The 24,133-nt window shown below is 38.5% G+C and carries 31 protein-coding genes and 2 pseudogenes; 23 read left to right on the plus strand and 10 right to left on the minus strand.

What is annotated here, in order from left to right; all coding sequences use genetic code 11:
* Nucleotides 1-60 precede the first annotated feature (60 nt).
* The 3 genes from CYJ36_RS16535 (at nt 61) to CYJ36_RS16545 (ending at nt 2,100) form a co-directional block, all read left to right on the plus strand.
* The gene (locus CYJ36_RS16535; protein WP_101568358.1) at nt 61-765 is read left to right on the plus strand and encodes an anthrax toxin lethal factor-related metalloendopeptidase; all 705 of its coding nucleotides are present in this window, start codon (nt 61-63) and stop codon (nt 763-765) included.
* 61 nt (nt 766-826) lie between these two features.
* A complete protein-coding gene (locus CYJ36_RS16540) occupies nt 827-1,621 on the plus strand; it encodes a thymidylate synthase (protein WP_101568359.1) in 795 nt (264 codons plus the stop codon).
* On the plus strand, nt 1,618-2,100 hold the full coding sequence (locus tag CYJ36_RS16545) for a dihydrofolate reductase (protein WP_101568360.1): 483 nt from the start codon (nt 1,618-1,620) through the stop codon (nt 2,098-2,100). Before CYJ36_RS16540 ends, CYJ36_RS16545 begins: the two co-directional genes overlap by 4 nt.
* Before the next feature lie 291 nt (nt 2,101-2,391).
* On the opposite strand, the gene trhA is transcribed toward CYJ36_RS16545, so the two are convergent.
* Together trhA and CYJ36_RS16555 are read right to left on the minus strand one after the other, a co-directional pair.
* On the minus strand, nt 2,392-3,033 hold the full coding sequence (gene trhA, locus CYJ36_RS16550) for a PAQR family membrane homeostasis protein TrhA (protein ID WP_101568361.1): 642 nt from the start codon (nt 3,031-3,033) through the stop codon (nt 2,392-2,394).
* Complete coding sequence (locus tag CYJ36_RS16555; protein ID WP_257962507.1) at nt 3,017-4,129, minus strand: sigma 54-interacting transcriptional regulator; 1,113 nt, start codon at nt 4,127-4,129, stop codon at nt 3,017-3,019. The genes trhA and CYJ36_RS16555 overlap by 17 nt, the downstream gene beginning before the upstream one ends.
* A 115-nt stretch (nt 4,130-4,244) precedes the next feature.
* On the opposite strand from CYJ36_RS16555, the gene iadA reads away from it, so the two are divergent.
* Nucleotides 4,245-5,414 (plus strand): beta-aspartyl-peptidase, encoded by a 1,170-nt coding sequence (gene iadA, locus CYJ36_RS16560; RefSeq protein WP_101568362.1) that lies wholly within the window; start codon nt 4,245-4,247, stop codon nt 5,412-5,414.
* A gap of 36 nt (nt 5,415-5,450) precedes the next feature.
* Here iadA and CYJ36_RS16565 read toward each other — a convergent pair whose 3' ends face one another.
* Nucleotides 5,451-5,648 (minus strand): hypothetical protein, encoded by a 198-nt coding sequence (locus CYJ36_RS16565; protein ID WP_101568363.1) that lies wholly within the window; start codon nt 5,646-5,648, stop codon nt 5,451-5,453.
* A 115-nt stretch (nt 5,649-5,763) separates the two neighbouring features.
* Here CYJ36_RS16565 and ilvA point away from each other — a divergent pair, with 115 nt between their 5' ends.
* From ilvA to CYJ36_RS23765, 4 genes are all read left to right on the plus strand, one after another.
* Complete coding sequence (ilvA, locus tag CYJ36_RS16570) at nt 5,764-7,032, plus strand: threonine ammonia-lyase IlvA (protein WP_101568364.1); 1,269 nt, start codon at nt 5,764-5,766, stop codon at nt 7,030-7,032.
* A gap of 99 nt (nt 7,033-7,131) precedes the next feature.
* Nucleotides 7,132-7,383 (plus strand): DUF2535 family protein, encoded by a 252-nt coding sequence (locus CYJ36_RS16575; protein ID WP_101568365.1) that lies wholly within the window; start codon nt 7,132-7,134, stop codon nt 7,381-7,383.
* Nucleotides 7,384-7,562: 179 nt separating this feature from the next.
* On the plus strand, nt 7,563-8,405 hold the full coding sequence (locus tag CYJ36_RS16580) for a DegV family protein (RefSeq protein WP_101568366.1): 843 nt from the start codon (nt 7,563-7,565) through the stop codon (nt 8,403-8,405).
* A 184-nt stretch (nt 8,406-8,589) separates the two neighbouring features.
* A complete protein-coding gene (locus tag CYJ36_RS23765; RefSeq protein ID WP_180850385.1) occupies nt 8,590-8,751 on the plus strand; it encodes a hypothetical protein in 162 nt (53 codons plus the stop codon).
* Nucleotides 8,752-8,808: 57 nt separating this feature from the next.
* Here the strand turns inward: CYJ36_RS23765 and CYJ36_RS16585 are convergent, their stop codons facing one another.
* Nucleotides 8,809-9,291 (minus strand): PCYCGC motif-containing (lipo)protein, encoded by a 483-nt coding sequence (locus tag CYJ36_RS16585; RefSeq protein ID WP_101568498.1) that lies wholly within the window; start codon nt 9,289-9,291, stop codon nt 8,809-8,811.
* A gap of 114 nt (nt 9,292-9,405) precedes the next feature.
* Here CYJ36_RS16585 and CYJ36_RS16590 point away from each other — a divergent pair, with 114 nt between their 5' ends.
* On the plus strand, nt 9,406-10,383 hold the full coding sequence (locus CYJ36_RS16590; protein WP_257962508.1) for a nucleoside hydrolase: 978 nt from the start codon (nt 9,406-9,408) through the stop codon (nt 10,381-10,383).
* A 111-nt stretch (nt 10,384-10,494) separates the two neighbouring features.
* Nucleotides 10,495-11,079, plus strand: a complete 585-nt coding sequence (locus tag CYJ36_RS16595; protein ID WP_101568368.1) for an SCO family protein — start codon at nt 10,495-10,497, stop codon at nt 11,077-11,079.
* An 88-nt stretch (nt 11,080-11,167) separates the two neighbouring features.
* On the opposite strand, the gene CYJ36_RS16600 is transcribed toward CYJ36_RS16595, so the two are convergent.
* Nucleotides 11,168-12,331, minus strand: a complete 1,164-nt coding sequence (locus CYJ36_RS16600; RefSeq protein ID WP_101568369.1) for an oxalate decarboxylase family bicupin — start codon at nt 12,329-12,331, stop codon at nt 11,168-11,170.
* A gap of 326 nt (nt 12,332-12,657) precedes the next feature.
* Between CYJ36_RS16600 and CYJ36_RS16605 the strand changes: the two genes are divergently transcribed.
* The 5 genes from CYJ36_RS16605 (at nt 12,658) to ypmT (ending at nt 16,957) form a co-directional block, all read left to right on the plus strand.
* Nucleotides 12,658-13,446, plus strand: coding sequence for an SGNH/GDSL hydrolase family protein (locus CYJ36_RS16605; protein ID WP_185772822.1), 789 nt, complete (start codon nt 12,658-12,660; stop codon nt 13,444-13,446).
* A 25-nt stretch (nt 13,447-13,471) separates the two neighbouring features.
* Complete coding sequence (locus CYJ36_RS16610) at nt 13,472-14,056, plus strand: YpmS family protein (protein WP_101568371.1); 585 nt, start codon at nt 13,472-13,474, stop codon at nt 14,054-14,056.
* A gap of 409 nt (nt 14,057-14,465) precedes the next feature.
* Nucleotides 14,466-15,614: an FxLYD domain-containing protein gene (locus CYJ36_RS16615; RefSeq protein WP_101568372.1), complete on the plus strand. Its 1,149-nt coding sequence runs from the start codon at nt 14,466-14,468 to the stop codon at nt 15,612-15,614.
* Nucleotides 15,615-15,629: 15 nt separating this feature from the next.
* Nucleotides 15,630-16,748, plus strand: coding sequence for a S1C family serine protease (locus CYJ36_RS16620; RefSeq protein ID WP_101568373.1), 1,119 nt, complete (start codon nt 15,630-15,632; stop codon nt 16,746-16,748).
* Between the two features lie 11 nt (nt 16,749-16,759).
* Complete coding sequence (gene ypmT, locus CYJ36_RS23410) at nt 16,760-16,957, plus strand: protein YpmT (protein WP_142382719.1); 198 nt, start codon at nt 16,760-16,762, stop codon at nt 16,955-16,957.
* A gap of 51 nt (nt 16,958-17,008) precedes the next feature.
* Here ypmT and CYJ36_RS16625 read toward each other — a convergent pair whose 3' ends face one another.
* Nucleotides 17,009-17,224 (minus strand): hypothetical protein, encoded by a 216-nt coding sequence (locus CYJ36_RS16625; RefSeq protein ID WP_101568374.1) that lies wholly within the window; start codon nt 17,222-17,224, stop codon nt 17,009-17,011.
* A 170-nt stretch (nt 17,225-17,394) separates the two neighbouring features.
* Nucleotides 17,395-18,156: a DUF4397 domain-containing protein gene (locus CYJ36_RS16630; protein ID WP_101568375.1), complete on the minus strand. Its 762-nt coding sequence runs from the start codon at nt 18,154-18,156 to the stop codon at nt 17,395-17,397.
* Nucleotides 18,157-18,292: 136 nt separating this feature from the next.
* On the opposite strand from CYJ36_RS16630, the gene CYJ36_RS16635 reads away from it, so the two are divergent.
* Nucleotides 18,293-19,093 (plus strand): alpha/beta fold hydrolase, encoded by an 801-nt coding sequence (locus tag CYJ36_RS16635; RefSeq protein ID WP_101568376.1) that lies wholly within the window; start codon nt 18,293-18,295, stop codon nt 19,091-19,093.
* Between the two features lie 70 nt (nt 19,094-19,163).
* Here the strand turns inward: CYJ36_RS16635 and CYJ36_RS16640 are convergent, their stop codons facing one another.
* Both CYJ36_RS16640 and CYJ36_RS16645 read right to left on the minus strand, forming a co-directional pair.
* Nucleotides 19,164-19,412, minus strand: coding sequence for a DNA alkylation repair protein (locus tag CYJ36_RS16640; RefSeq protein WP_101568377.1), 249 nt, complete (start codon nt 19,410-19,412; stop codon nt 19,164-19,166).
* A 120-nt stretch (nt 19,413-19,532) separates the two neighbouring features.
* Nucleotides 19,533-19,940: a MarR family winged helix-turn-helix transcriptional regulator gene (locus CYJ36_RS16645; RefSeq protein WP_374702824.1), complete on the minus strand. Its 408-nt coding sequence runs from the start codon at nt 19,938-19,940 to the stop codon at nt 19,533-19,535.
* A 194-nt stretch (nt 19,941-20,134) separates the two neighbouring features.
* Here CYJ36_RS16645 and msrA point away from each other — a divergent pair.
* Together msrA and msrB are read left to right on the plus strand one after the other, a co-directional pair.
* Nucleotides 20,135-20,599: pseudogene (gene msrA, locus CYJ36_RS24860) on the plus strand (peptide-methionine (S)-S-oxide reductase MsrA); the annotation flags it as partial.
* Nucleotides 20,600-20,644: 45 nt separating this feature from the next.
* Nucleotides 20,645-21,082, plus strand: a complete 438-nt coding sequence (msrB, locus tag CYJ36_RS24865; protein WP_374702825.1) for a peptide-methionine (R)-S-oxide reductase MsrB — start codon at nt 20,645-20,647, stop codon at nt 21,080-21,082.
* A gap of 67 nt (nt 21,083-21,149) precedes the next feature.
* Here msrB and CYJ36_RS23770 read toward each other — a convergent pair whose 3' ends face one another.
* Entirely contained in the window at nt 21,150-21,305 is a 156-nt protein-coding gene (locus tag CYJ36_RS23770) for a hypothetical protein (protein WP_180850389.1), read from the minus strand.
* A 157-nt stretch (nt 21,306-21,462) separates the two neighbouring features.
* Here CYJ36_RS23770 and CYJ36_RS24105 point away from each other — a divergent pair, with 157 nt between their 5' ends.
* The 5 genes and pseudogenes from CYJ36_RS24105 (at nt 21,463) to CYJ36_RS16670 (ending at nt 23,994) form a co-directional block, all read left to right on the plus strand.
* Complete coding sequence (locus tag CYJ36_RS24105) at nt 21,463-21,654, plus strand: hypothetical protein (RefSeq protein WP_219621113.1); 192 nt, start codon at nt 21,463-21,465, stop codon at nt 21,652-21,654.
* A gap of 328 nt (nt 21,655-21,982) precedes the next feature.
* Nucleotides 21,983-22,369, plus strand: a complete 387-nt coding sequence (locus tag CYJ36_RS16655; protein WP_101568380.1) for a VOC family protein — start codon at nt 21,983-21,985, stop codon at nt 22,367-22,369.
* 1 nt (nt 22,370) lies between these two features.
* A complete protein-coding gene (locus CYJ36_RS16660; RefSeq protein ID WP_101568381.1) occupies nt 22,371-23,159 on the plus strand; it encodes a GNAT family N-acetyltransferase in 789 nt (262 codons plus the stop codon).
* Between the two features lie 99 nt (nt 23,160-23,258).
* Nucleotides 23,259-23,384, plus strand: a pseudogene (locus tag CYJ36_RS16665) (YjcZ family sporulation protein); the annotation flags it as partial.
* A gap of 409 nt (nt 23,385-23,793) precedes the next feature.
* Nucleotides 23,794-23,994 (plus strand): cold-shock protein, encoded by a 201-nt coding sequence (locus tag CYJ36_RS16670; protein WP_070877768.1) that lies wholly within the window; start codon nt 23,794-23,796, stop codon nt 23,992-23,994.
* The last annotated feature ends 139 nt before the right edge of the window (nt 23,995-24,133 follow it).

Below are 24,133 nucleotides of genomic sequence, written 5' to 3' on the forward strand. Positions count from 1 at the left end.
GAGTGAAATTTCACTTTACCGGAACATTATGAAAATCCTTTAAGGAGTCTTACATATGATATGAAAATAAAACTAATAGTGCTCATCATCTCGTTTGGGGTGGTGTTTTCAATCTATCAATTTGTTTTTGCAGACGCTCCATCAGGAATCCTGCTTAAAGATCATTCCTTCTCTTCTGAGGGTTCCATTTCTTCAAACTCTCCGCTGCTGCAAATGATATATTTGCCTGAACATTCTATTTCTGAGGCTGATACAGTCTTCATGCTTCATAACCTGAATCGTGTTCACCCGGTCATTTTAAAAAGAGCCCTTCAGCAGAATGTAAAAATCAAATTTTTCACTGGTGATCTGACAGATGAGGACGGTCTTAAGCATTTAGCAGGGCTTACTCCCCGGGGCTATGCGGAAAATTCAACATGGGACAGCGTGCCTGGGATGAGTGACGATGAATTCGTTTACGTGAAAATCGGACACAGCAAGTATGGAATGGGGCATGGTTCAGTCGCACTAGAGCTTCATGAGTTCGCTCATGCGGCTGACCGCAATGTTTTTTCAAATGTAAGAAGCAATCCTCTATATTTGAATATATGGAAACAAGAGGCGCACATGCTTTTTCCCGGAAAAACATACTTTGAGCATTTTCCAGAAGAATATTTTGCGGAAATTTTTGCAATGTATTATTTAAATGAAAGCACGAAGGAGAAGCTGCGTGAACAGGCGCCGCTATCCTACAGATTTGTTGCCAATCTATATAAAAGTCTCTAGAAAACACATAAGACTTCCTATACAATTATCACTATGAATAAAATGAAGGAAGTGTCGTTAAATGAAGCAATATTTGGATTTATGCAAGCATGTTCTGGCCAATGGAACATTAAAAGAGGACCGGACTGGAACAGGAACAATCAGTACATTCGGCTATCAAATGCGATTTGATTTAAAAGAAGGATTTCCCCTTCTGACAACCAAAAAGCTTCACTTAAAGTCAATCATACATGAATTAATCTGGTTTTTGCGCGGTGATACAAATGTACAGTATCTACAGGAAAATGGCGTACGGATCTGGAATGAATGGGCTGATGAGAATGGGGAGCTTGGTCCTGTTTATGGACATCAGTGGCGGTCATGGGCAGGCGCGGACGGACAAACCGTTGATCAAATCTCAAATTTGATTGAACAAATTAAGAACAATCCAGATTCACGCCGCTTAATCGTAAGCGCCTGGAATCCTGCAGATGTTGATAAAATGGCTTTGCCGCCATGTCACTGTTTTTTTCAGTTTTACGTTGCTGATGGCAAGCTTTCATGTCAGCTGTATCAGCGCTCAGCAGATGTTTTTTTAGGAGTGCCTTTTAATATTGCATCCTATGCATTGTTAACCATGATGGTTGCCCATGTAACGAATTTAGAACCAGGTGAGTTTGTACATACAATGGGAGATACTCACATTTACAAAAATCACCTTGAGCAGATAGACCTTCAATTAAGCCGAGAAACGAGATCCCTTCCACAAATGAAACTGAATCCTGATGTGAAATCTATTTTTGATTTTACATATGAGGATTTCACATTAGAAGGATATGATCCTCATCCGCACATAAAAGGGGCTGTGAGCGTATGATTTCGATGATTGTTGCGATGGACGAAAATCAGCTGATTGGACGTAATAATGACCTTCCATGGAGAATACCGGCGGATTTGGCTTATTTCAAGAAGACAACGATGGGACAACCGGTTTTAATGGGAAGAAAAACGTTTGAATCCATTGGAAAACCGCTTCCAGGGAGAGAAAATATTGTACTTACAAGAAATGAGCGGTTTTCACATGAAGGTGTGACGGTCATTCATTCTCTTGACAAAGCACTAGTAAATGAAGCTTATACAGATCAGAATCTCTTTATCATCGGCGGAGCCGAGATTTTCAAAGAGTGCCTGCACATAGCAGACAGGCTCTATGTAACAAAAATTCATAATACGTTTGAGGGAGATACTTATTTTCCTGAGTTCAAAGAAGAGAAGTACAAAATCATTTATCGTGAAAAAGGTCCTAAAGATGAAAAAAATCCTTATGATTATGAGTTTCTCATTTTTGAAAAATAGAAGCGAATCAGCGGTCTCCCTTTAGACGGGAGGCTTTTTTTAAACGCAGCTGGTGGATCATTCAGAATGTTAAGAATGTTGTTTCCCGTTATTTTTGGAGTTGGATCTTAATCTGCAGATTGCCGACGTTAAACAGAGTGAAGAAGATCGAACATCGTTTATCTGTTAAAAAACAGGATAAAACTATTCATAAGCTGCCAAAAGATTGGGCTGGCTCATTCGTGCTTATATGTATTCCATCTTAGTGTAAATCAAAAAAAAGAGACCGCGAATGGGTCTCTTTTTTCGAACTTAGATAAACGGCACATCCGGCACATAGAACAGGATGCAGAAAAACATAGCTGCACTCCCTGCTAATACAAAGCCGTGCCAAATGGCGTGATGATATGGAATTCTGCGCCATACATAGAAGATAGCCCCGATTGTATACAGCAGCCCGCCAGTTAGGAGGAGAGTGAATCCTTCAGGGCTTAAAAATGCATATAACGGTTTAATCGCAATGATTATCAGCCAGCCCATTAAAATATAGGCAAGTGTTGACAGGATGATAAATTTCTTAACAAAGAATATTTTAAGTACGATTCCTGCAATGGCCAGCCCCCATACGATACCAAGCAGGGTAAATCCTAATGTGCCGCGTAAAGGAACGAGAAGAAAGGGTGTGTACGTGCCTGCAATCAGTAAATAGATGGCTGAATGATCCAGGATTTCAAAGACATCTTTTGCTTTTCGATGTGGGATGGCGTGCAATAAGGTTGAAAAGAGATACAAGAGAATCATTGTAGCGCCAAAGATCGAAAAACTGACGACATGCCATGCATCGCCATACTTAGATGCGAAAATAATTAAGTAAACGAGAGCCGGAATGCTCAGGAGAACTCCAATTCCGTGTGTTATGGCATTTGCAATTTCTTCTTTAATCGAGTATTGCATTTTGGTTTGCCTCCTTTTGGATCGTTTGAAGATTTTCGGTTAATGATTGCAGAAAATCCAAGCCTTCAAGCGTGATTTTTGTCCCGGCACGACCACGGCCTTTTGTTATATAGTCATTTTTTTCTAAAAAATCGAGTCTGTGACGAACTTGCTGCGGTGTGAGCGGATGGCGGGAATTTTTGCTGCTGTCCGAAATAATTCGCCTGCTTGCGGGTTCTCCTTCTTCATTGCTTGCACGAATGGATTCTAATATAAAGAGGTATTCTTGTTTATCCATAAGCGTCAGCGGCTTATCCTTTTGGTTTTTCGTTTCTTTTTTCTGTTTATTCGGCTCTTTGGTTAAAAAAGGTTCTTTCGGCAGATCATGCAGCTGAATCGAACGGCCATCACACACTGTCATTAAATAATCGAATATGTTTTTCAGTTCAAGCACATTTCCAGGCCAATGATATTTCATTAGAATATCCATTACTTTTTTGTCTATCCGCAAAGCTTGCTGTCGCTTCTTCAAAAAAGAAGCAGCGAGAAGGGGAATGTCACTGCTGCGATCAATTAAAGAAGGCAGTGTAATTCTAAGGACATTTAAATGATAATATAAGTCCTCACGCATGCTTCCTTCTGCTACTAATGGCTGTAGAGCGGCTGCAGATGAGGCGATGATTCGGACATCCGCTAGTTTAAAATGGGCAGATCCAATTCTTTGAACTTGTCTTTCTTGAAGCACTCTCAGCAATTGAGCTTGAAGCTGCAGACTGATGCTTGAAATATCATTTAGAAAAATAGTACCGCCTTCAGCTTTTTCAAAAAGTCCTGCTTTTTCATCGTGTTCCGATCCGAAAAGTTCATACTGAAGCTGTTCATCTGAAAATGTGCTGCAATTCACTGATACAAAAGGCAGCAGTTTTCGATTGGACTCATTATGGATGGCGTTGCCAAACATCTGCTTGCCACTTCCGGTTGGACCTTCTATAATAATCGGTAAATCAGCTCTTGCAAGTTTTTTTGCTATAAATTTTTTTTCGATCATTAAGGAATGCTCTCCAATGATTTCATCGAATGTATAGGCTGCTGTTAATTGATTATCGATGTCTTTCAACTCCCGGATTTATGAATTGGGTTTATTATAACACCCAAATACAACTAAATGGAACCAATAAGTAATTTTTTTCAGAAAATAGATAATGATCAAGCTAACATTAGGAGAGATGATTTTGCTTACATTGATAAAAAATGGAGAAGTTTATGCGCCAGAGTATATAGGAAAAAAAGATATTCTTATCACAGATGAGAAAATTGGTTTTATTGAAGATGCTATTGAATGGCCATCAGCTATACCTGTTAAAATCATCGATGCGGATGGACAGTACATATTTCCGGGTTTTATTGATTCACATGTTCACATAATAGGCGGGGGCGGTGAAGGAAGCTACCGCACGAGAACACCAGAAATTCAGCTAACCCAAGCGACAATGAACGGAATTACGACTCTGGTTGGTGTCATCGGGACAGATGGCACGACAAGAACGATGCAAAGTCTGATTGCAAAAGCAAGAGGCCTTGAAGAAGAGGGCATCACATGTTTCGTGCATACTGGCAGCTATCAGGTTCCAGTGAAAACACTCACTGGGAAAATTGAAGATGATATTATATTGATTGACAGAATTATTGGCGCTGGCGAAATTGCCATTAGCGATCACCGTTCCTCACAGCCTACACTCGAAGAAATGGCTAAAATTGCATCTGCAGCCAGAATTGGCGGGATGCTTTCAGGCAAAGCTGGAATTGTAAATGTTCACTTAGGCGATAGTCCATCAAAGCTTTCATTATTGCAGGATGTAGTGGAAAAAACGGATATACCTGTAAAAACGTTTCACCCTACCCACATCAATCGTAACCGTAATCTGTTTGAAGCGGGGATTGAATACGCGAAAAACGGAGGCTATGTTGATTTTACAACTAGCACTGTGAGACGGTTCCTTGAAAAGGGAGAAGTAAAATGCAGCAGTGGTCTTAAAGAAATGCTGGATGCAGGTGTTCCAATTGAAAACATTACCTTTACTTCAGACGGACAAGCCAGTTTGCCTGAATTTGATGAACATGGGGTGCTGATCGGTTTGCAGATCGGACAAGTTTCTTCTTTATACAAAGAAGTAAAAGACGCCATTCTTTTGGAAAATGTACCGATTGAAAAGGCGCTGCGTGTCATTACATTAAACCCTGCAGCTGTTCTAAAACTGAAAGATAAAGGAGAAGTAAAACAGGGAAAAGCAGCAGATCTAGTTCTCGTTGATAAAAAATCGCTTGAAATTTCATCTGTTTTTGCAAAAGGAACGTTAATGGTTCATGAAAAGGAAGCACTTGTTAAAGGTACATTTGAGTAACGGTCCGGGATTGATGCAAAGAGCATCAATCCCTTTTTAGGAGTTCAAGCATACGTCCATGCTGTGATTGATCTCTTCAACCAAATTTTCATTAATCCATTGTTTTAATTCTCCCTGCGAATTAAACACTTCACCGCTTGTATCTTCTTTTCGAATCATATATTTCCCGATATCTGCATCTGCTGTAATAAGACAGGGAATGGCACAGCCCGCTGACTTTATCTCAATTTCCATTAGAAAACCACCTTATGTTAAAAAAATGTAAGAATTTTTAAATATAAACTTTAAATTTAGAATATTCATGATATAATGTTCCAATTAAATCAAAGATGCAGAAAGGAATTTACGGATGAAACAAATGATGAATCTTGAACCAGTTCTTCATGTGGCAGACATCTTAAAGGCGCACCATTTGTTAAAGGATGTTGTGTTACATACACCTCTTCAAAAAGATGAACGCCTTTCTGAAAAATATGATTGCAATGTATATTTGAAACGTGAAGATCTGCAAATAGTCCGCTCTTTTAAATTAAGAGGGGCCTACAACAAAATTAAGCAGCTTTCGAAGGAAGAAACAGCTAATGGTATTGTTTGTGCAAGTGCAGGCAATCATGCGCAGGGCGTTGCGTATTCTTGCAAACAATTGAATATACACGGCAAGATCTTTATGCCATCTACAACTCCAAGACAAAAAGTTTCACAGGTAGAACTGTTCGGCAAAGGAAATATAGAAATTATCTTAACCGGAGATACCTTTGATGATTCTTATAAAAAGGCGAGAGAATGCAGTGAGTCTGAAGAAAGAGCTTTTATTCACCCGTTTGATGATTTAGACGTTATCGCCGGGCAGGGAACCGTTGCCATAGAGATTATGAATGACTGCGATGCTGAAATTGATTATGTATTTGCAAGTATCGGCGGAGGCGGTCTAATATCAGGAGTCGGCACTTATTTTAAACAAGTTTCCCCTGGAACGAAAGTCATTGGGGTTGAGCCAGAAGGAGCTCCGTCTTTTGCGGAATCGATTGCAGCCGGTGAAGTTGTGGAATTGGAGAAGATCGACAAATTTGTAGATGGAGCAGCCGTAAAACGAATCGGAGACCTTCCTTTCTCGATCTGCAAAGAGGCTGTGGCCGATCACGTCCTTGTGCCAGAAGGAAAAGTGTGCACAACTATTTTAAGTTTATACAACGAGAATGCAATTGTTGCTGAGCCTGCAGGTGCGCTTCCAATTGCTGCACTTGATTTTTACCGTGACCAAATAAAAGGGAAAAATGTTGTATGTATTGTAAGCGGAGGCAATAATGACATTGGCCGCATGCAGGAAATGAAAGAACGCTCCCTCATGTATGAAGGTCTGCAGCATTATTTTATTGTGAATTTTCCTCAGCGTGCAGGTGCCCTGAGAGAATTTCTGGATGAAGTGCTCGGACCGAACGATGACATTTCCAGGTTTGAATATACTAAAAAGAATAATCGTGACAGCGGTCCAGCCTTTGTCGGCATTGAACTTAAGCTTAAAGAAGATTATGACGGCCTTTTATCCAGAATGCAGCGCAAAGGTTTCCCGTTTACAGAAGTGAAAAAAGACAGCAGCCTGTTTCATCTATTTATCTGATTCTCCTGAAAATTTTATTGTTTCGTGACACATTTAGACAGACTTCTGCATTTTCCTGAGGTATAATATAGGAAACGGGTGAAAAAGAGGATTGATAACTTGTTATTCAAGAGCCTAGAGTTCAAGCTGTTAAATGGACATAAGGTAAAGATCACAGATATTCCAGTATTGGAGGAAGATAATCAATACCGATTTCTCGTTCAAATCCGACTGCAGACGTTTTTAACAAAGATTACGGCTCAAAAGAACCCTAATGCTGTTTATTCATTCAGGGAATACTTAAAGAAAGTAATAAAATGGCCTGATTATGAAGCCATCTTTCAAACTGACATTTTAAAACATAACGCATAGCAAGTCATGGGACCGTACAAATAAAGTGCGGTCTTTTTTTGTTGAAAAAGAATAAAAATTCATGTCTGAATCAAAAATACTAATTATGAAGTGTTAATAAATTGTAAACAAATTAGATTGAAACTATACTAATTGAGGGTATAATACAAGATAGTTAGATTAATAGGGAAGTGATATCATTGACAAAGGTTAAAATCGTAACTGATTCAACCGGAGATTTGAGCCAGGACATCATTGATCAATATGAGATTAATGTTGTCCCTCTGACAATTGTGATAGATGGAGAATCGTATCTTGATCGAGTGGATATAGAGCCTGCTGAATTTATAAATAAGATGAAACAAACGGACGAGCTGCCGAAAAGCTCACAGCCTTCCGCTGGGAAGTTTGCTGAGGTTTACAAAGAACTTAGTGCAGACGGGAGCAGCATTATTTCAATACATATGACAGGCGGCATGAGCGGGACCGTTCGTTCAGCTGAAACGGCCGCAGATATGACGGAAGCAGATGTCACCGTCATCGATTCCATGTTTATATCAAGAGCCTTAAGTTTTCAAGTGATTGAAGCCGCGAAAATGGCCAAGCAAGGTGCTGCCAAAGAGGAAATTCTTGAGCGGATTGAGCACATTCGCAAGAATAGCCATCTATATGTAACAGTCGACACACTTGATAACCTTGTTAAAGGCGGCAGAATCGGCCGAGGAAAAGCAATGATTGGTTCATTGCTTAATATCAAGCCGATTGCCTCCCTTGCAGACGGGGTGTACACACCTATTACAAAAGTGCGCAGTCATTCACAAATCGTAAAATTTTTAACTAAGCAATTTGCTGAAGATGTAAAAAACAAAACAGTAAAAGCTGTAGGTATTGCTCATGCTGATTCTATGGCGCTTGCAACGAACTTAAAGAATGCTCTGCTCGAAATGAATGCTGACTTCCCGATTGACATTTGTTACACGACACCAGTGATTTCAACTCATACTGGCCCAGGGGCAATCGGATTTATGTATTTTGCTGAATAAATAGAAAACGCATGGGATTCCATGCGTTTTTCATTTTGCGAAAAAGATAATCTCTGATTTTTCTTTGATTACGGATCTTCTTCTGCTAACACTAACAATTTTATTTTTCTGAAAATTGAAACTTTATTGAACTTCAAACGTATATAATAATACAAAGTGAAACCTAAGAGAGCGGGTGAATAGTATGTTTTGGTTACTATTAATAAGTCCTTTGCTGGTAATTGGTGCGATCGCTATCTTCTTTGAAAAAAAATCAGGCATGAGTCTACCGGACGAATCAAAACAGGATGAGCATATCGGAGAGGTTATTTCCAGAAATTCAATGAACACACATGGTGGAAATTGATATACGTTCCAAGTTAGAAAACGGAACCCTATAGCAAAGGATTCCGTTTTTTGCTGTTCATATTTTCGGTTTTTTTGTGTCAGTAGGCTCTGCATAGCCATCCTTATACTGCTCATCAATCATTTCGCGGACATCTTTCATTGACATGCCTTTTTCATGTTCAATAATAGCTCTGGCTGCGATTTCCAGACAAACTCCGCATTTCGTTCCGTGATCATCCCACACGATCGAACCGTCTTCCATCCGTTCCTTAATGAAGCAATTCCCATTATCCTGATGTCCCGCAGATTCTCCGCAGCCGCAATAGCATGGCATATAGCTTAATAATTCTTCGTGTTTGCCCGCAGCGGCGTATAGCGTTTTAATTTCATCAGGCTGATCATCCAGAAAATTCGGAAGCACACCTGTTGATGAGGTTTTTTCTTGGATATCCCCATTGTTTTTGAATGATTGATGTTCGCTATGCTCTTGCTTATCTTCTTGATTTGCAGAGTCTGAGCATCCAGTGAGCAGGACAGATCCTGCCATAAAAGTCGTCATCAAAAATTGGACTCTCTGTTTCAATATTTTTTCACCTGCTTTTTTTTGTTACTCATACTCTACCATATCGCAGCATACTTAATGGAAAAAGAGAAAAGAACTTTTGAACAATTTATGAAATCAGCGAGGGGGGGAATGATGGCAGCTAAAAACGTTCTGTTTTTTGGTGATTTTGGGATAGATGATATTGTCGCATTAATGTACGGGTATTATGATGACCAGATAAATATTATTGGCATTGTAGCGGACTATGGAAATGTATCCAAACAGACAGCCATAAACAGCGCACGTTATTTAAATTTCCTGACCAAAACTGTGGATATCCCCATTATCGGCGGTGCAGCAAGACCTTTAACAGGCGAAAACCCTGTTTTTTATCCTGAAATACATGGAGTGCAGGGCTTTGGTCCGCTCGCCCATGAATTTGACTCTTCTGGTGAGGAATTTGAAAATTTTGAGCTGATACGCAGTCTTATCATTCAGTACAATTACAATCTAACCATTGTCAATGTAGGACGGCTAACATCTCTCGCAACTGCCTTTGTTCTATATCCAACCGTAATGGGTATGGTAAAGGAGATTTTTGTAATGGGAGGAGCTTTCCTTTATCCAGGGAATGTAACACCTATAGCAGAAGCTAACTTTTATGGTGATCCATTTGCAGCAAATCTGGTAATGACGCTTGCTGAAAAAGTTACGATATTTCCTCTCAACGTAACAAATTATGCCATTATTCCTCCTGAAAAGATTCAGGATTTAGATCAATATTATAGGGAGAACAATGATGAGGTTGGCAAGCTTTTGAAACCTATGATTGATTATTACACTAGTTTTTATAAAAAAAACACTCCTGAAATTGCAGGTGGACCAATACACGACTTGCTGACATTATGGGGTGTGGGGAATCAGGGTGCTGTTACACTGGTTGAGAAGCCGGTCAGAATTATTTTTGAACCGGGAGATGCAAGAGGTCAGAGTATTGCAGATTTTAGACCTTATCAGAAGCTTGCCGATTATCCGATCCATCGAATTGCCATCAAATTTAACTATGATGTCTTTTTGAATGATTTTCTCAAGGTAATGAAAAGGTAATTGTGTCGAATCTATGAAAAGTGAAACCACTTTCATTCATTCGCTTTCCATTCTTTCAATGATTTGGTACACTTTCCATGATAGATTACGGATGAAAGGTGACACCTTGAAATGAATAAAAGTACCAGGAGCTTATTTATACTATTTATCGTCCTTACATTTAGTCTCTTATCAGCATGCGGAACGAATGGAATTAAAGGCGCGTTAAACTATGAGATTGATGATTTTTCCTATCAAAATCAAGATGGAAAGACTGTCAGTTTAAATGATCTTAAAGGGGAAATCTGGATAGCTGACTTTATCTTTACGAGCTGTGATACGGTTTGTCCTCCAATGACTGCACATATGACTGAGCTGCAAAAGCAATTAAAAGAAGAAGGATTAGATGTCAGGTTCGTATCATTCAGTGTCGATCCTGAAGTGGATTCACCCGACAAATTGAAAGAATTTGCAGGTAAATATCCTTTATCCCTTGAAAATTGGGATTTCTTAACAGGATATTCACAAGAGGACATCGATCAGTTTGCAAAAAACAGTTTTAAAACGATTGTTCAGAAACCTGAGGGACAAGATCAAGTAATACACGGTACTTTGTTTTATTTAATTGATCAAAATGGAAAAGTAATGAAGGATTATAATGGAGTTGAAAATACTCCGTATGACGAAATAATAGAAGATGTAAAAAAAATCCAGTAAAAAAATCCGCAGCCAGCGGATTTTTTTTGTATAAGATTAATACGAGTGTCTAATTCCGATTTTTGGTAAAAATCTAACCTTGCACCTATTATTTGACGACAGGCCATTTTTGTTTGCGAAGCGCGTCGAGAAGTTCGGGCCCGACATTTAAATTATTACGAACTAACTCATGCGGAGTTAGTGCCATCCATTGATTCAATGATACGTCTGAAAACGAATCACTTTTGAATATCTCTAGAAACCAAAGGCTGTCGCTGCCAGTATTTTCAATGTAGTGTCCATATGCAAAAGGAACGTAACCTACATCACCTGCACGATAATCAAATGTGCGGGCTCTTCCGTTTGCTGCAAATGCAGTCATGCGGCCTGTGCCTGTAAGGTAATATTGCCACTCATCGTTATTCGGATGCCAATGCATTTCCCTCATTGCACCTGGTTTAATTTCAACTAGGGCTGCTGCCACTTTTTTTGATATTGGAAAGTTAGTTGAATCAACGATTCTTACAGATCCACCCGGTGTCACGATTGGCTCTTGCGAAAGCAGTTTATAGGTTAAGTTTTCTGGAATAACGCCTTGCGGATCTTGTACGATTTGACTTTCTAGAGGTCCGGGCACTTGAGCCTGGAAAATATATTTTTGCTGTGCTGGGATGTGAGCAAAAGCGTTTTCCGTTACACCGAAATTCTTTTCAAGAACTTCCTTAGGTGTGTGTGCAAACCAATCGGATATTGAAAACGTATTTAGATCAGAAAAGCTGCCATCATCAAAAACAAGCAGAAACTCACATCCCCCGTCCAGTCCTTGAATGGAGTGGGGGATTCCAGGCGGGAAATACCAAAGATCACCTTGCTCGATATCTGCTATAAAATTTCTGCCATTTTGGTCAACCGCAGTAATCCTTGCCTTACCCATAATCATGTAAGACCACTCCGCTTGCTGGTGCCAATGCAATTCTCTTACTCCGCCGGGTGTCAGACGCATATTAACACCTGCAAGCGTTGTGGCAATCGGCAATTCTCTTATCGTGATTTCACGGGACCAGCCCCCGTGATTTAATTGCATATGTGTGTCTGAGAAAGAGAATTTTAAGTTCGGTACACTTCCGGCATCAGTTACAGGCGGAACCAGTAAATCAGGGTTCTCAATGTCACGCATAATATCACGGGGGCCAAGGTCAGTTGCGCCTGCACCGTCATCTCTTATTGGCTGTGGTATCTTTTGATCCATTGTTCTCTGCGGGGGTCGTTTCATTAAACATTCTCCTCCCTTTTATGTCCAGCATTTTTGCTCTGCTTTAACTATATATGCTTATAAAGCGATGATAATTATTGATAAGAATCAATCAAATAAGGAATGAGCAGAAAAAAAGGCAGACGTATAGACTGAAAAATGTAATAAATTTTGTGTACTCTCTACCATGAAGAACAGTTATATTTTTGATGTGCTCCATTTTGTCATGGAAAAACATTATTTGATGTCCAATATCAATCGTTCTGCAAATTATTAATGGATGAAGTGAACGCAAATACATGATATAATCATAGGCTAAAAGAAGGAAGAAAAGGGGGATGGTGATGATGATTCGAGGTTTAAAGCTTATATTTATAGGCGGTTTTCTCTTTCTGTCAGGATGCAATCCTTTATCCATGAAGTCTTCAAATATACCAGTTAAACCGGATAATGTTCAAGAACATCTTATGAAGAAACCCATCCCCAGAAATTTTGTCCCAAGCAATCTGACTGTTGTTGCGATTGGAGATTCATTAACTGCTGGAGTTGGAGATACTGAAAATAACGGAGGATATGTCGGAGATGTCAGCGATCTTCTTCAGAAAGAAGAGAATATTTCGTCTGTCGATGTAGCTAACTTTGGCGTTAAAGGCCATAAAACAACGGATTTATTGAAGGTATTACAAAAGAAAAAAGTACTTGAAAAGCTTAGAGAAGCAGATATCATTCTAATGACGATAGGCGGAAATGATATTATGAAGGTTACCAGAAATCATATTATGGATTTGGAGCTGGAGCCTTATCGGGAAGAACAGCCATTTTTTGAAAAAAGAATGAAAAAAATATTTCAAACGGTGCGCACCGCTAATCCAGATGCGGTCATCGTGTATACTGGCTTGTATAATCCTTTTAAATTGATGCTTCCTGAGCTCGGTGAGATTGACACCATTGTAGAAGAGTGGAACCGAACATCGTCTTCCATTGTCATGAAAGACGGCAATGCTATCTTCATTCCTATTGAAGATATATTCTCAAGAAAAAGTGTTGCAAATCTTCTTTATACAGATGAGTTTCATCCGAGTGAAACAGGGTATTCATTAATAGCAGACCGAGTTTATTCAAGCCTCTCAGACTAGATGTATTCAGATTGGATGATATGAAATGAAAAAATGGAAAATAGCCTTTATCACCTTATTAAGCTTAAACCTTATTTTTTTGCTCTTTGTAGTGGTTTCACCGTTTCTTCCAGCCGAACGGCCAAAGACGGAATCAACTGAGAAAATAAACTCAGATACAATTCCATTTACAGTTAGCTCTTCTAAAAAAGACTTGAATCAGCTGATAAACTATTACTTAGTAAAAGAAGCAAGAGCTGATGAGTTAAACTATCGTGTGGAACTAGATGAAGAAGTCAATTTATTTGGAAAGGTAAGGGCCTTCAATAAAGAAATTGACCTCACACTATCATTTGATCCTCAAGTAAAAGAGGACGGAAACATGCTCCTTAAAGTGAAACGGTTATCTATCGGCCGATTGCCAATCCCGGTTCCATATGTAATGAGCTATATTAAAAAGGAATATCCATTGCCTGAGTATGTATATATTGATCCTAAAAATGAAAGCATAGACGTTCAAATTACTGAGCTGAAATTTAAAAATAATTTGCGTGCTAAAGCAGAATCGTTTGATCTTAAAAATGATGATATTAAATTTAAGTTATTTGTTCCAATGGACTTGCAGGACTGATTACGTTCGGGTAACACCTTATTCCATTTAGGAAAAGGTGTTATTTTTATCACTATATTTAATAGAGAGCTAAGAATAAATACGGTATGCGATTCTGCAAACCTTACTTTGAAACAATGCTCATGCACTTTTGCAGAAAATGATTCAAATGGCATAATAATCGAACATTCAAATGAATTTCATTCATATTTTTATGGAAATCATTTAAGGATGCAGAGTGAATCTCTTTGGAAGCGGTTGAAGTAAACCTTTTCTTTTTGTGTAATTAGTAAGTTGCGGGTATTTGGTATGACCTTTTTTGCTAATTAAAAACTGTTCAAATAGTAGATATATTGCGAACCATGTATACTTATAGAAGAAAATGTCGGAATAAAGAGGATAAAATCTGCCAGTATAGGAGGATGCCCCGATGCAATGTCTTCACTGCGGTGAAACGGAAATTGATGGATTTTCAAATTACTGTCCAAACTGCGGTAAAAAATTATATATGAATGATCAAGAACGAAACTTATCTCGAACATCAAAACGAGTCTTGTACATTCTTCCAGCAGCCAGTCTTGTTTTCGTTTCAGGTCTATTGCTGGCTGGATATCATTACGAGGCAGCAATAAATGAAGAAGTCATTGCCCTGCAAAAGAAAACAGAGCAATCAGCTTTAAAAGGTAACTTTGACAAAGCACTGCAATATGCAGAAAAGGGCATCAGCTTAAGAAATGATTATGAAGTGCTGAAGAATGAAAAAGATTTAATTACACGCATTCAAGATTATCATCAGGATATGGATTACATCAATGAACTTATCCAAAATAACGATTTGGAACAAGCTGCAAAGGAAATTGAAACCCTTACGAGAATAGTAAGTCCTCACTCTTCGCCTTTATTCAGCACCATTCAAAAAGATCTAATAAAAGCAGATGTGAATGTGACGGTTGGGGAAGTCAAACAGCAAATAAATAAACTAAATTCCATTGATGAGCTTGCTGAGCAGCTGAAAACTGTATCAGTGCTTGATGACATTGAAGCAGACATGGTGAAAGAACAAATTCAATCCAAAATGGTGATGATCGGCTCGGTAAAAGCGGAGAAGGACCTCTCTAATAAGCAATTTAATTCTGCCATTGTGACAGTGGATAAAGCTCTTCAATACGACGGGGATAATGAAAAACTCCTATCATTAAAGGAAAAAATCATTTCTGAAAAAGCATCATTTGAGCAAGCTGAACAAAAAAGAATTGAAAAAGCTGTATCTGCAGCCAAAGAGGAAGAGCGCTTGAAAGCAGAGGCAATTGACATATCGAACATTGAGGTCAAGGTTGACGAATTCGGCGATGCAACAACAACCGGGAAAATAATAAATACTTCCAGTCATCCTATTCATTCGATAACCGTTCAATTTACAGTTTTGAATAAAGAAGGAAAAGAAATTGAGAAAGGGAAAACGAACGTTTATCCTAATGAAGTAAAACCTGGAATGGAAGCTGATTTTGAGCATATTACATACGGGGTTAATGAAAAAATAACGTTGAAGATTAAAAATATATCGTGGTTTGCGAATTAGGAGAAGGGAAGGATTATGAAAAAAAACTGGCTGATTAGTATTACACTTACTCTGATCATAATAACGGGAGGAATTTACGGATATTTATACATGAAAAATCAAGCATCAGATCGAGTTTTTGCCGAGTCTGAAATTCTTCAGGATAAGAATGGAGAACAGCAGAAAACACAATTGGATTTAAAAGAAATCATCAGGGAAACCCAAAAAAAAGTCGTCATGGTCGAACTTGCAGATGGAACAGTTGGTTCGGGATTTCTCTATAATGACCGGGGAGATGTACTCACGAATGCACATGTCGTAGCTGGTGAAAAAAATGTTAAAGTGAGAACGACTGATGCAAAGGGATATAATGGGGAAGTCATTGGAATCAGTACCGAAACAGATGTTGCATTAGTAAGAGTTGAAGGATTAAAGGAACAGGATCCTGTTAGAATCTCTGCAAATGCTGAAGTGGAGCTAGGGCAGGAAATTCTTGCGCTTGGGAGTCCGCTTGGATTGCAAAACACAGTGACGACAGGAATTATAAGCGGAACGAACAGAGACTTTGATTTACCGCCGTATACTTATAAAGGGGTACATCAAATATCTGCACCGATAGCACCCGGAAATAGCGGCGGACCTCTGCTGGACCGTGAAAATGGTTATGTTATTGGTATGAATTCTGCGAAAATGGAAGAAGGAGAGATTGGTTTTAGCATTCCAATAGAAGATATTCTTCCGCTTGCTGAAAGCTGGTCTGAAAATCCGATGAAGTCCCTGCCTGCAGATATAGGTCTTGACGATTCTGAAGAAATAAGTGAAAATAAAAAGTTAGAAACAGCTGATTATCTCATAAGCTATTACATAGAGAGTCTAGACTTTCATGATTTTGTGACAGCCTACTCGTTATTGGGCAGCAGCTGGCAATCTGAATTGACATATGAAGCCTTTCGAAATCAGTTCAAAAACCTTGCTTCGATTAAAATTCTTGATCTTCAAACAGACAAAAAAGGCGAAAATGTTCAGGTCAATGCAGAAATAACAGCTGAGGAAAAAGCAGACGGAAAAATAGCTGAAAAAACATATAGAGCATCATTTGTTGTGGCTTATGAAAATGAGCAGGCGAAGATTGTGGCAGAAAAGAAAAAGAAATGAGGTGAAGTGCAGTGAAGAACGGGTTTTTTTTATTTAGTATTATCGGCTTGTTTATTTCCCTATATTTTGGGGGAATCGCTTACTTGGCTTATGTAGATGAAAAAATGGATGAAGTCTTTTTGAATGTTTCCTATAGCACAATTTTCTTGAGCGCCGCTATATACTCTCTTCATTTAAAAGATGAAAAAAGCAGCCGGCAAAAAGGCTAATATGTTACAAAGAGGAGGCCTGGAGCCTCCTCTTCGTATATCTTCTTAATATTATTGTCCTTCTTCTTCAGTGCCTTCTTCGGTACCTTCTTCAGTACCTTCTTCAGTACCTTCTTCAGTACCTTCTTCAGTAGTACCTTCTTCAGTTGTACCCTCTTCAGTTGTTGTATCTTCTTCAGGTGCGTCTGTTTCTGTGTCGTTACAAGCAGTCATTAGTGATATAGCCAATAAAGAAGCCCCAACTTTTAATAGCATGTCTTTCTTCATTTTCTTTTTCCTCCCTTGTAACCTATCTGAATGAGATTTTTAACCGGCCTGTCAGCTGGTCAAACTCATCATAATCGATTTTTGGAGAAAAAATGTCAATTTTACAAAAACTGAACATGCTTTTTACATTTGCTTATTATTTTTACATTTTGTTAAAATACCTAAATATATTACCCAATCGCGATTAACGCTTCTAATGGCGGCGTTCCGTTCGCGAAGCCCACTGCAAAAATAGTATAAGCTGTATCTGCTTTAAATTGCACTTTTGGAACAGTCAGAACGACGTTATCAGTTCCGGCAATTCGAACTTCTAAATCAACCCTTCCTGGTTCCACCTTCACATTTTTAGTAGCTTCTAAAAATGGAACGTTTTTGAATAGTATATCTCCATTTTTTACTGCTACATCTACTGCGGGAGCATCGGGAGATAAGTGAATGAATTTTACACTTGATTCTCCGGCAGCGACGAAAGTTCTGTCGACGAAAGGAATAAGCCTTAAAGCAGAAAGATTCCCAGCTGCAGCAATAGTATATGTGATTCCTGGAAGAAGCATATACATATCTGTCAGGACAGGACGGTTCGTTGTTCCTGCGGCGTACAGGTCAATACGGTATTGCCCGGCAGGCAATTGAAGATAGTCACTGATTTGCTTGAATTTTACATTTTGCAGTGTCAATTTTCCATTGACATAAATATCTACAGCCGGAGCGTCAGGTGAAGCATGAATCACACGGACTTTTGACATTCCAGGCTCTAATTGCGTCTGTGGCATCCGAGCGGATTGGAATTGCATGCTGTGCATCCAATTTTGCATGGCATATAAATGTTTTTGATAATACATGACGTGCTTTTCTGGATCTGAATATTTATAATAATTAGCAAGCATGTCATATTTCATTGCTTTTTCAGCATATTTATTCGTTTCATTCATGTTCCGCACTCCCATCTTTAAATTCGTAATTAACATATGAAAAAAGATGGGTGAATGTCACAAGATTTTGATCATGTTTTAGTTCGAAACAAGCAGGGAAGCATACACGTGAGATCTAAACAAGGAGGAATGAGTAATGGCGTATTTTGATCAGAACGTAGGGGAAGTCACACTTTCTTATACGGATGAAGGGGCAGGCCATTGTATTGTACTGCTGCACGGTTTTTGCGGGAGTCATGAATACTGGAATAAGATCATCCCGGATCTTTCAAAAAAGCACCGTGTACTTGCTGTTGATTTAAGGGGACATGGTTCCTCCAGTACAGCAAAAGATGAATATCAAATCGAACAAATGGCAGATGATATCGCAAAATTGATTAGAGCTCTTGATGTAGAAAAAGCAACAATTATCGGACATTCGCTGGGGGGCTATGTCACACTTGCATTTGCGGAACGTTTTTCAGAAATGCTTCACTCCTTTGCTCTTATTCATTCAACCGCACTGCCTGATGATGAAGCTGGAAAAGCAAACCGTGTGAAGGGAATGGAAAGAATTGAGAAAGAAGGTATTGAGCCATTTGTTCACGACTTGATTCCTAAACTATTCGCTCCTCAGAATTTGGAAAGATTTGATGGGGAAATCCAATTTGCACAACGAATAGGCAATAAAACTTCTAAATATGGAGCAATCGGAGCTTTGCAGGCTATGAAAAATCGTGGAGATCGTCAAAAGGTTTTGCAGAATCCGGATTTACCGATATTGCTCATAGCCGGCAGAAATGATCAGGTAATCCCTCCTGAAAAAACATTTTTGCACAAGGGTGCTCACATTATGGAACGAACCTTGGAAAAAAGCGGACATATGGGAATGCTGGAAGAATCTGATCAGCTAACAGGCATCATTTTTGAATTTCTGGAGAAAAACGGAAAAAAGTAAAAAACGCTTAGATACTAAGCGCTTTTTTGTGATGAGTATGGACTTTCTGCAGAGCCTGAAGGCCTTTTTCTTACTTTTGATTCAGCTCTGCAAGCTTTACAAATGTAAGCTCATCTTCAATCAAACCGCACACACCGCACTGTACTTTGTAAGCCGGTCCTTTATAGGCAATGTGAAACGGATCAAGAGATTCTTGTGTGAATTCTTGGATAACGCTGCCGGACTGAGGATCAAGCTTAACCGACTTTGGTGACTGTTCGATTAAATTAAATCTTGTTCGATTTGTTTTGCAATTCGGACATAGATAAGGTGCAGTCATTACGAAACCTCCTCTTGTTATTTATCATTATTTTTCCATAACAAGGAAGGATTATGTATTTTTACTTGGGTCTATTCTAAAACAAGGGAATGGGCTTTTTCCTTTGCGGAAACAGCCCTTTTATTTAGAGCGATCCAGTTTGCCGAACAATTTAATCAGCTGATAAAGCTCTTCATCTGTAAAGCATTGAAACCGTTTTGAAAAAAATTCGGTTTTTTTATTTTCAAATTCGGCTAAAACGAGATGACCTTTTTCACTTAGCTCAATAACTGTAATTCTTCGATCATTATCTGATCTTTTTCTTGTTATAAGCTCTTTAGCAATCAGGGAATCCGTTACGGTCGTAATATGACTTGCCGACACTTCGAGCTCTTTTGCTAAAACTGTCGAATTAAGCGGTCCATTATCTTTTAAACTTTTTAAAACGATAAATTCGTTGCGTGATAAAACGTTGCTGAGAACAAGATTGATTTCATTTCTTAGCTGACGGACGACGTTCCTCATTAAAGATTCCATTTCGTACATCATTTCTTCACGATTTTCCACTTCAAAACCTCCCAGACCAAACATTAGGGAAAAAAGCCTACACGTTAGTAAACATTAATTAAATGTAATGAAACAAGCTAAGAATGTCAAGAAAAACAGGCAGAGAGCTGAATTCTGGGATTTAAATATGGAGATGTTATAATGGGAACATAGATACATGCCGAGGAGGAAACAAGATGAGTGAGAAAATAACAGAGCTTGCCACATTTGCTGGAGGATGCTTCTGGTGCATGGTACATCCATTTGACGAATTACCTGGAATCGAAAAAGTAACATCAGGCTACACAGGAGGGCATAAAGAAAACCCGACTTATGAAGAAGTTTGCAGAGAAACAACCGGCCATTATGAAGCTGTGCAAATTACGTTTAATCCAGAAATATTTCCATACGAGAGATTGCTTGAGCTTTTTTGGCAGCAAATCGATCCGACAGATCCAGGAGGTCAATTCTACGATCGCGGAGACTCTTACCGGACTGCCATTTTCTATCACTCGCCAGAGCAGCAGCAGCTTGCAGAAGAGTCTAAGAAAAAGCTTTCGGAAAGCGGTCGCTTTGAAAAACCGATTGCAACAGAGATTCTGCCTGCTAAGCCGTTTTATGAAGCAGAAGAATATCACCAGCAATATTATCAAAAAAGCCCTGTAAGATATAATCAATACCGTAAAGGCTCAGGGCGTGATGCTTATATTAAAGATCATTGGGACAAAAAAGAACTAAAAGAAAAATTAACGCCCATCCAATATGAAGTAACACAAAATAATGGTACGGAGCGTCCATTCCAAAACGAATATTATGACCATGAACAGGACGGCATTTATGTAGATATTGTATCTGGAAAACCCTTATTCAGTTCAACGGACAAATACGACGCCGGATGCGGCTGGCCGAGCTTTACAAAGCCGATTGGGGAGCATGAAGTCATTGAAAAGAAAGATTTCTCTCATTTCATGATTCGGACAGAGGTTAGAAGCAAATCAGCAGATTCCCATTTGGGCCATGTGTTTAACGATGGACCTGGTCCGAACGGACTTCGATACTGCATCAATTCTGCAGCACTTAGATTCGTTCCAAAGGAAGATCTTGAAAAAGAAGGATATGGAAAATACACCGTGCTGTTTCAGTAAAATTAAGGTGAAAAGGACATCCAATGTGATGTCTTTTTTTACGCGGGAATAACAGATTTTATTCAAATTAAAAGTCTTTTTCAGGAATCGTCACGTCCTTAAAAATACCTTCCTGCCACTTTTGATAGCCATAAATAATAAATGATATACCAAACACAATCAGATAGTATTGCCACATTTTTATTTGAAACGAAGCGATTCCAAGCATCTCGAGCCATTTCAAACCTATAAAACATAAAAAAGCATCCAGAACCAAATTTGCAAGAAAATAGTGTGAAAATTTATGGTATGTCAGTATAAAAATCCATAGAGTACCAACTGTATAAAGACCATAGGCAAAACTTACGTCGGGTCATATAGCCCCACGGAACGATATACCTGTGAATGGTCCACCAATCATATGTGTAGGCGATTTAAAAACGATGGTCATGATTAAAGCTGTTAAAATGACAACAGGCATGTACCTTTTGGTCGTTTCTTTTCTGAGAAAGAAAAGCGATAGCCATGGCAATATAAAAGCAATTAATAATAAAACCCTTGCTGTTATGAGCAAAAATACCTTCACTGTATGATTTTGTCTTAGTATTTGGCTGGAAGAGTATGGATTATGCAATTCGTTTACCTTTACTTGAATGAACAGATAAGCTTAAAGATATGTGATAGAATGACAGGAATTTGATATACTTTTATTAACATAGGCTGTGTTTGCCTTGATTTTGCTTTGCGCAGGGATTTTTCACATGGACTAAGTAATGGTGTGCTCTTTTCCTTGAATTTGAAGATACATGACTAATTTGGAAGCCGTAAATTCATTGAAAAATCAAAAAAACCGATTTTTCAGGTCCTAGCTAAAGCAACAATGTTTTTAGAGCTTTAATAAAAGAGAAGGAGAGGGTAACCTTGGCAATAAAGGGATTTGAACATGTTGGAATTCAAGTAAAGGACATAGAGAAATCAATTGAATTTTATCAGACAGTGGTTGGATTGCAATTTATTGACCGATTTTTACATACAGATAAAAAAATGAAGCTTGCATTTTTAGGAATAGATGATTCGATTATTGTGGAACTGATCGAAGGATATAACCCAGATCTTCCCGAAGAAGGGAAGGTTCATCATGTTGCTTTTAAAGTAAGTGAAATTGAAGGAGAAAAAGAAAGACTCCGCGAATTGCAGGCTGAGTTCATTTATGAAGACATTACTACGCTGCCAAATGGTGCGAAATACCTCTTTTTTAGAGGCCCAGACGGCGAATGGATTGAATATTTCGAACCGATGAAAAGCTAATATGATAAATTTCATAAATGAGCTGGATGCAGCAGAAGAAGAATATTTGCGTTTGTTTTGTGATGTGACGGATACAGCGCTATTTCGAACATTTAAAGATGACTCTCTAAAAGGAATGTACAGTCATCATTTTACTAAAATGACAACACCTTATCATCCGATCCTGCTAAGAGAAGTGCTTGCGGAATCCCATAAGGCGCTGAATCGGACATTCGTACATGTAAAATTGCCCTTTAATGTAAGAGTCGATAAAAAAATGATGTATTCATTGACAATGGATGATTACTTTTGTGATCTTGATTTATATTACTTGCACGATTTAAAATCTCTGGATGTTTGCAGCAGAATCGTTACCAAAGTTGGAGAAGGTGCAGCACTTCGGGATGCGTGCCGTGCGATGGAATTATATGATGCCAGGCATATTAATGCAGGTTTTGCTAACACGAAATTGAAGCGGAAAAAACCATTTTATCAGTCAAAGCAAATCAGACTGTTTGTCTGCTATGAAAACGGAGTCCCAATTGGAAGCGCAGAGCTTTATATATCTCCTATTTCTAAGATTGTCAAGATAGAAGAAGTGGCCATTTTAGATGAGTACCAGCGAAGAGGCTATGGCACATCTTTTATGAAAAGCCTTTTGAATGAATCGAAACGATTAGGTGCAGAGTTTGCATATCTTGTTACTGTAAATGAAACGTCGTCAAGAGCTTTTTATGAAAAACTCGGCTTTGTAAAGGTGTTAGAACAGGAAAATATTTTTAAAAATTTAGCTAATAAATCTTCATCATGATTTTTTTACAGGAAATTGGGCGAATGCACATACAGGACAGCCACCCACTTCATAAAGTAGTCTGTAAAGAAAATTCAAATGAAGAGGTGTTTGTAAATGTACGGTTATGACTGCGGATGTGCATATCCTTCTTATCCGGTTCACGGCGGGCATGGAAACTGCTTTGTATTGATTGTTGTCTTGTTTATTTTGTTAATTATTGTTGGTTCAGCTTATATTTGCTAGTACGCTATGAAAGAAGCCTCTCTTATGGGGCTTTTTTATTTTTTTAAAAAAATCCATTAAATACGGCCGATGGTTTTATTAGATAGTAGTTCTTGGTCTTGTGCTATTCCATACAACAATATGAAAAGATGACAGAGGCATTGTTTCTGGGGTAAAAGGTAGGTCAAGAGTTTGGGTTGATGGTGAAAAACCTCGAACAAAACGGTTTAAATATAGGAATTAATTCCCTATTTTTCGTTTTAATAGGAAAAATTTGAAATAAAATTGCTATTCATATGTCGAACTGTTATGATGAGAGAGAATTATTTTTGTTCGAATGATAATTTTCAAACGGCTTTTGTCTTGATTGAAATGAACATGAACAAGAATAGTAATACAATGTGTGTTTACACACTAGGAGGCAACAAAAATGGAACAAGGTAAAGTAAAATGGTTTAACTCAGAAAAAGGTTTTGGATTCATCGAAGTTGAAGGTGGAGAAGATGTATTCGTTCATTTCTCAGCTATTCAAGGCGAAGGCTACAAAACATTAGAAGAAGGCCAATCAGTTACATTTGAAACTGAGCAAGGTCAACGTGGACTTCAAGCAACTAACGTTCGCAAAGCATAATCCATATAAAACGTCCGGGCAGCCCTTCAATCAGGGCTGTTTTTTTGTGTTATTATTCGTTTTTGTTGTTCGGTGTGGAAGATGATGGTAGATTTGAAAGAAGCACACTAAAAGCAGTGTGCCTTAAAGGGGGATTCAA

Origin of the sequence: Bacillus sp. UMB0893 (assembly GCF_002858905.1) — a bacterium.
Classification (GTDB): domain Bacteria; phylum Bacillota; class Bacilli; order Bacillales; family Bacillaceae; genus Bacillus_P.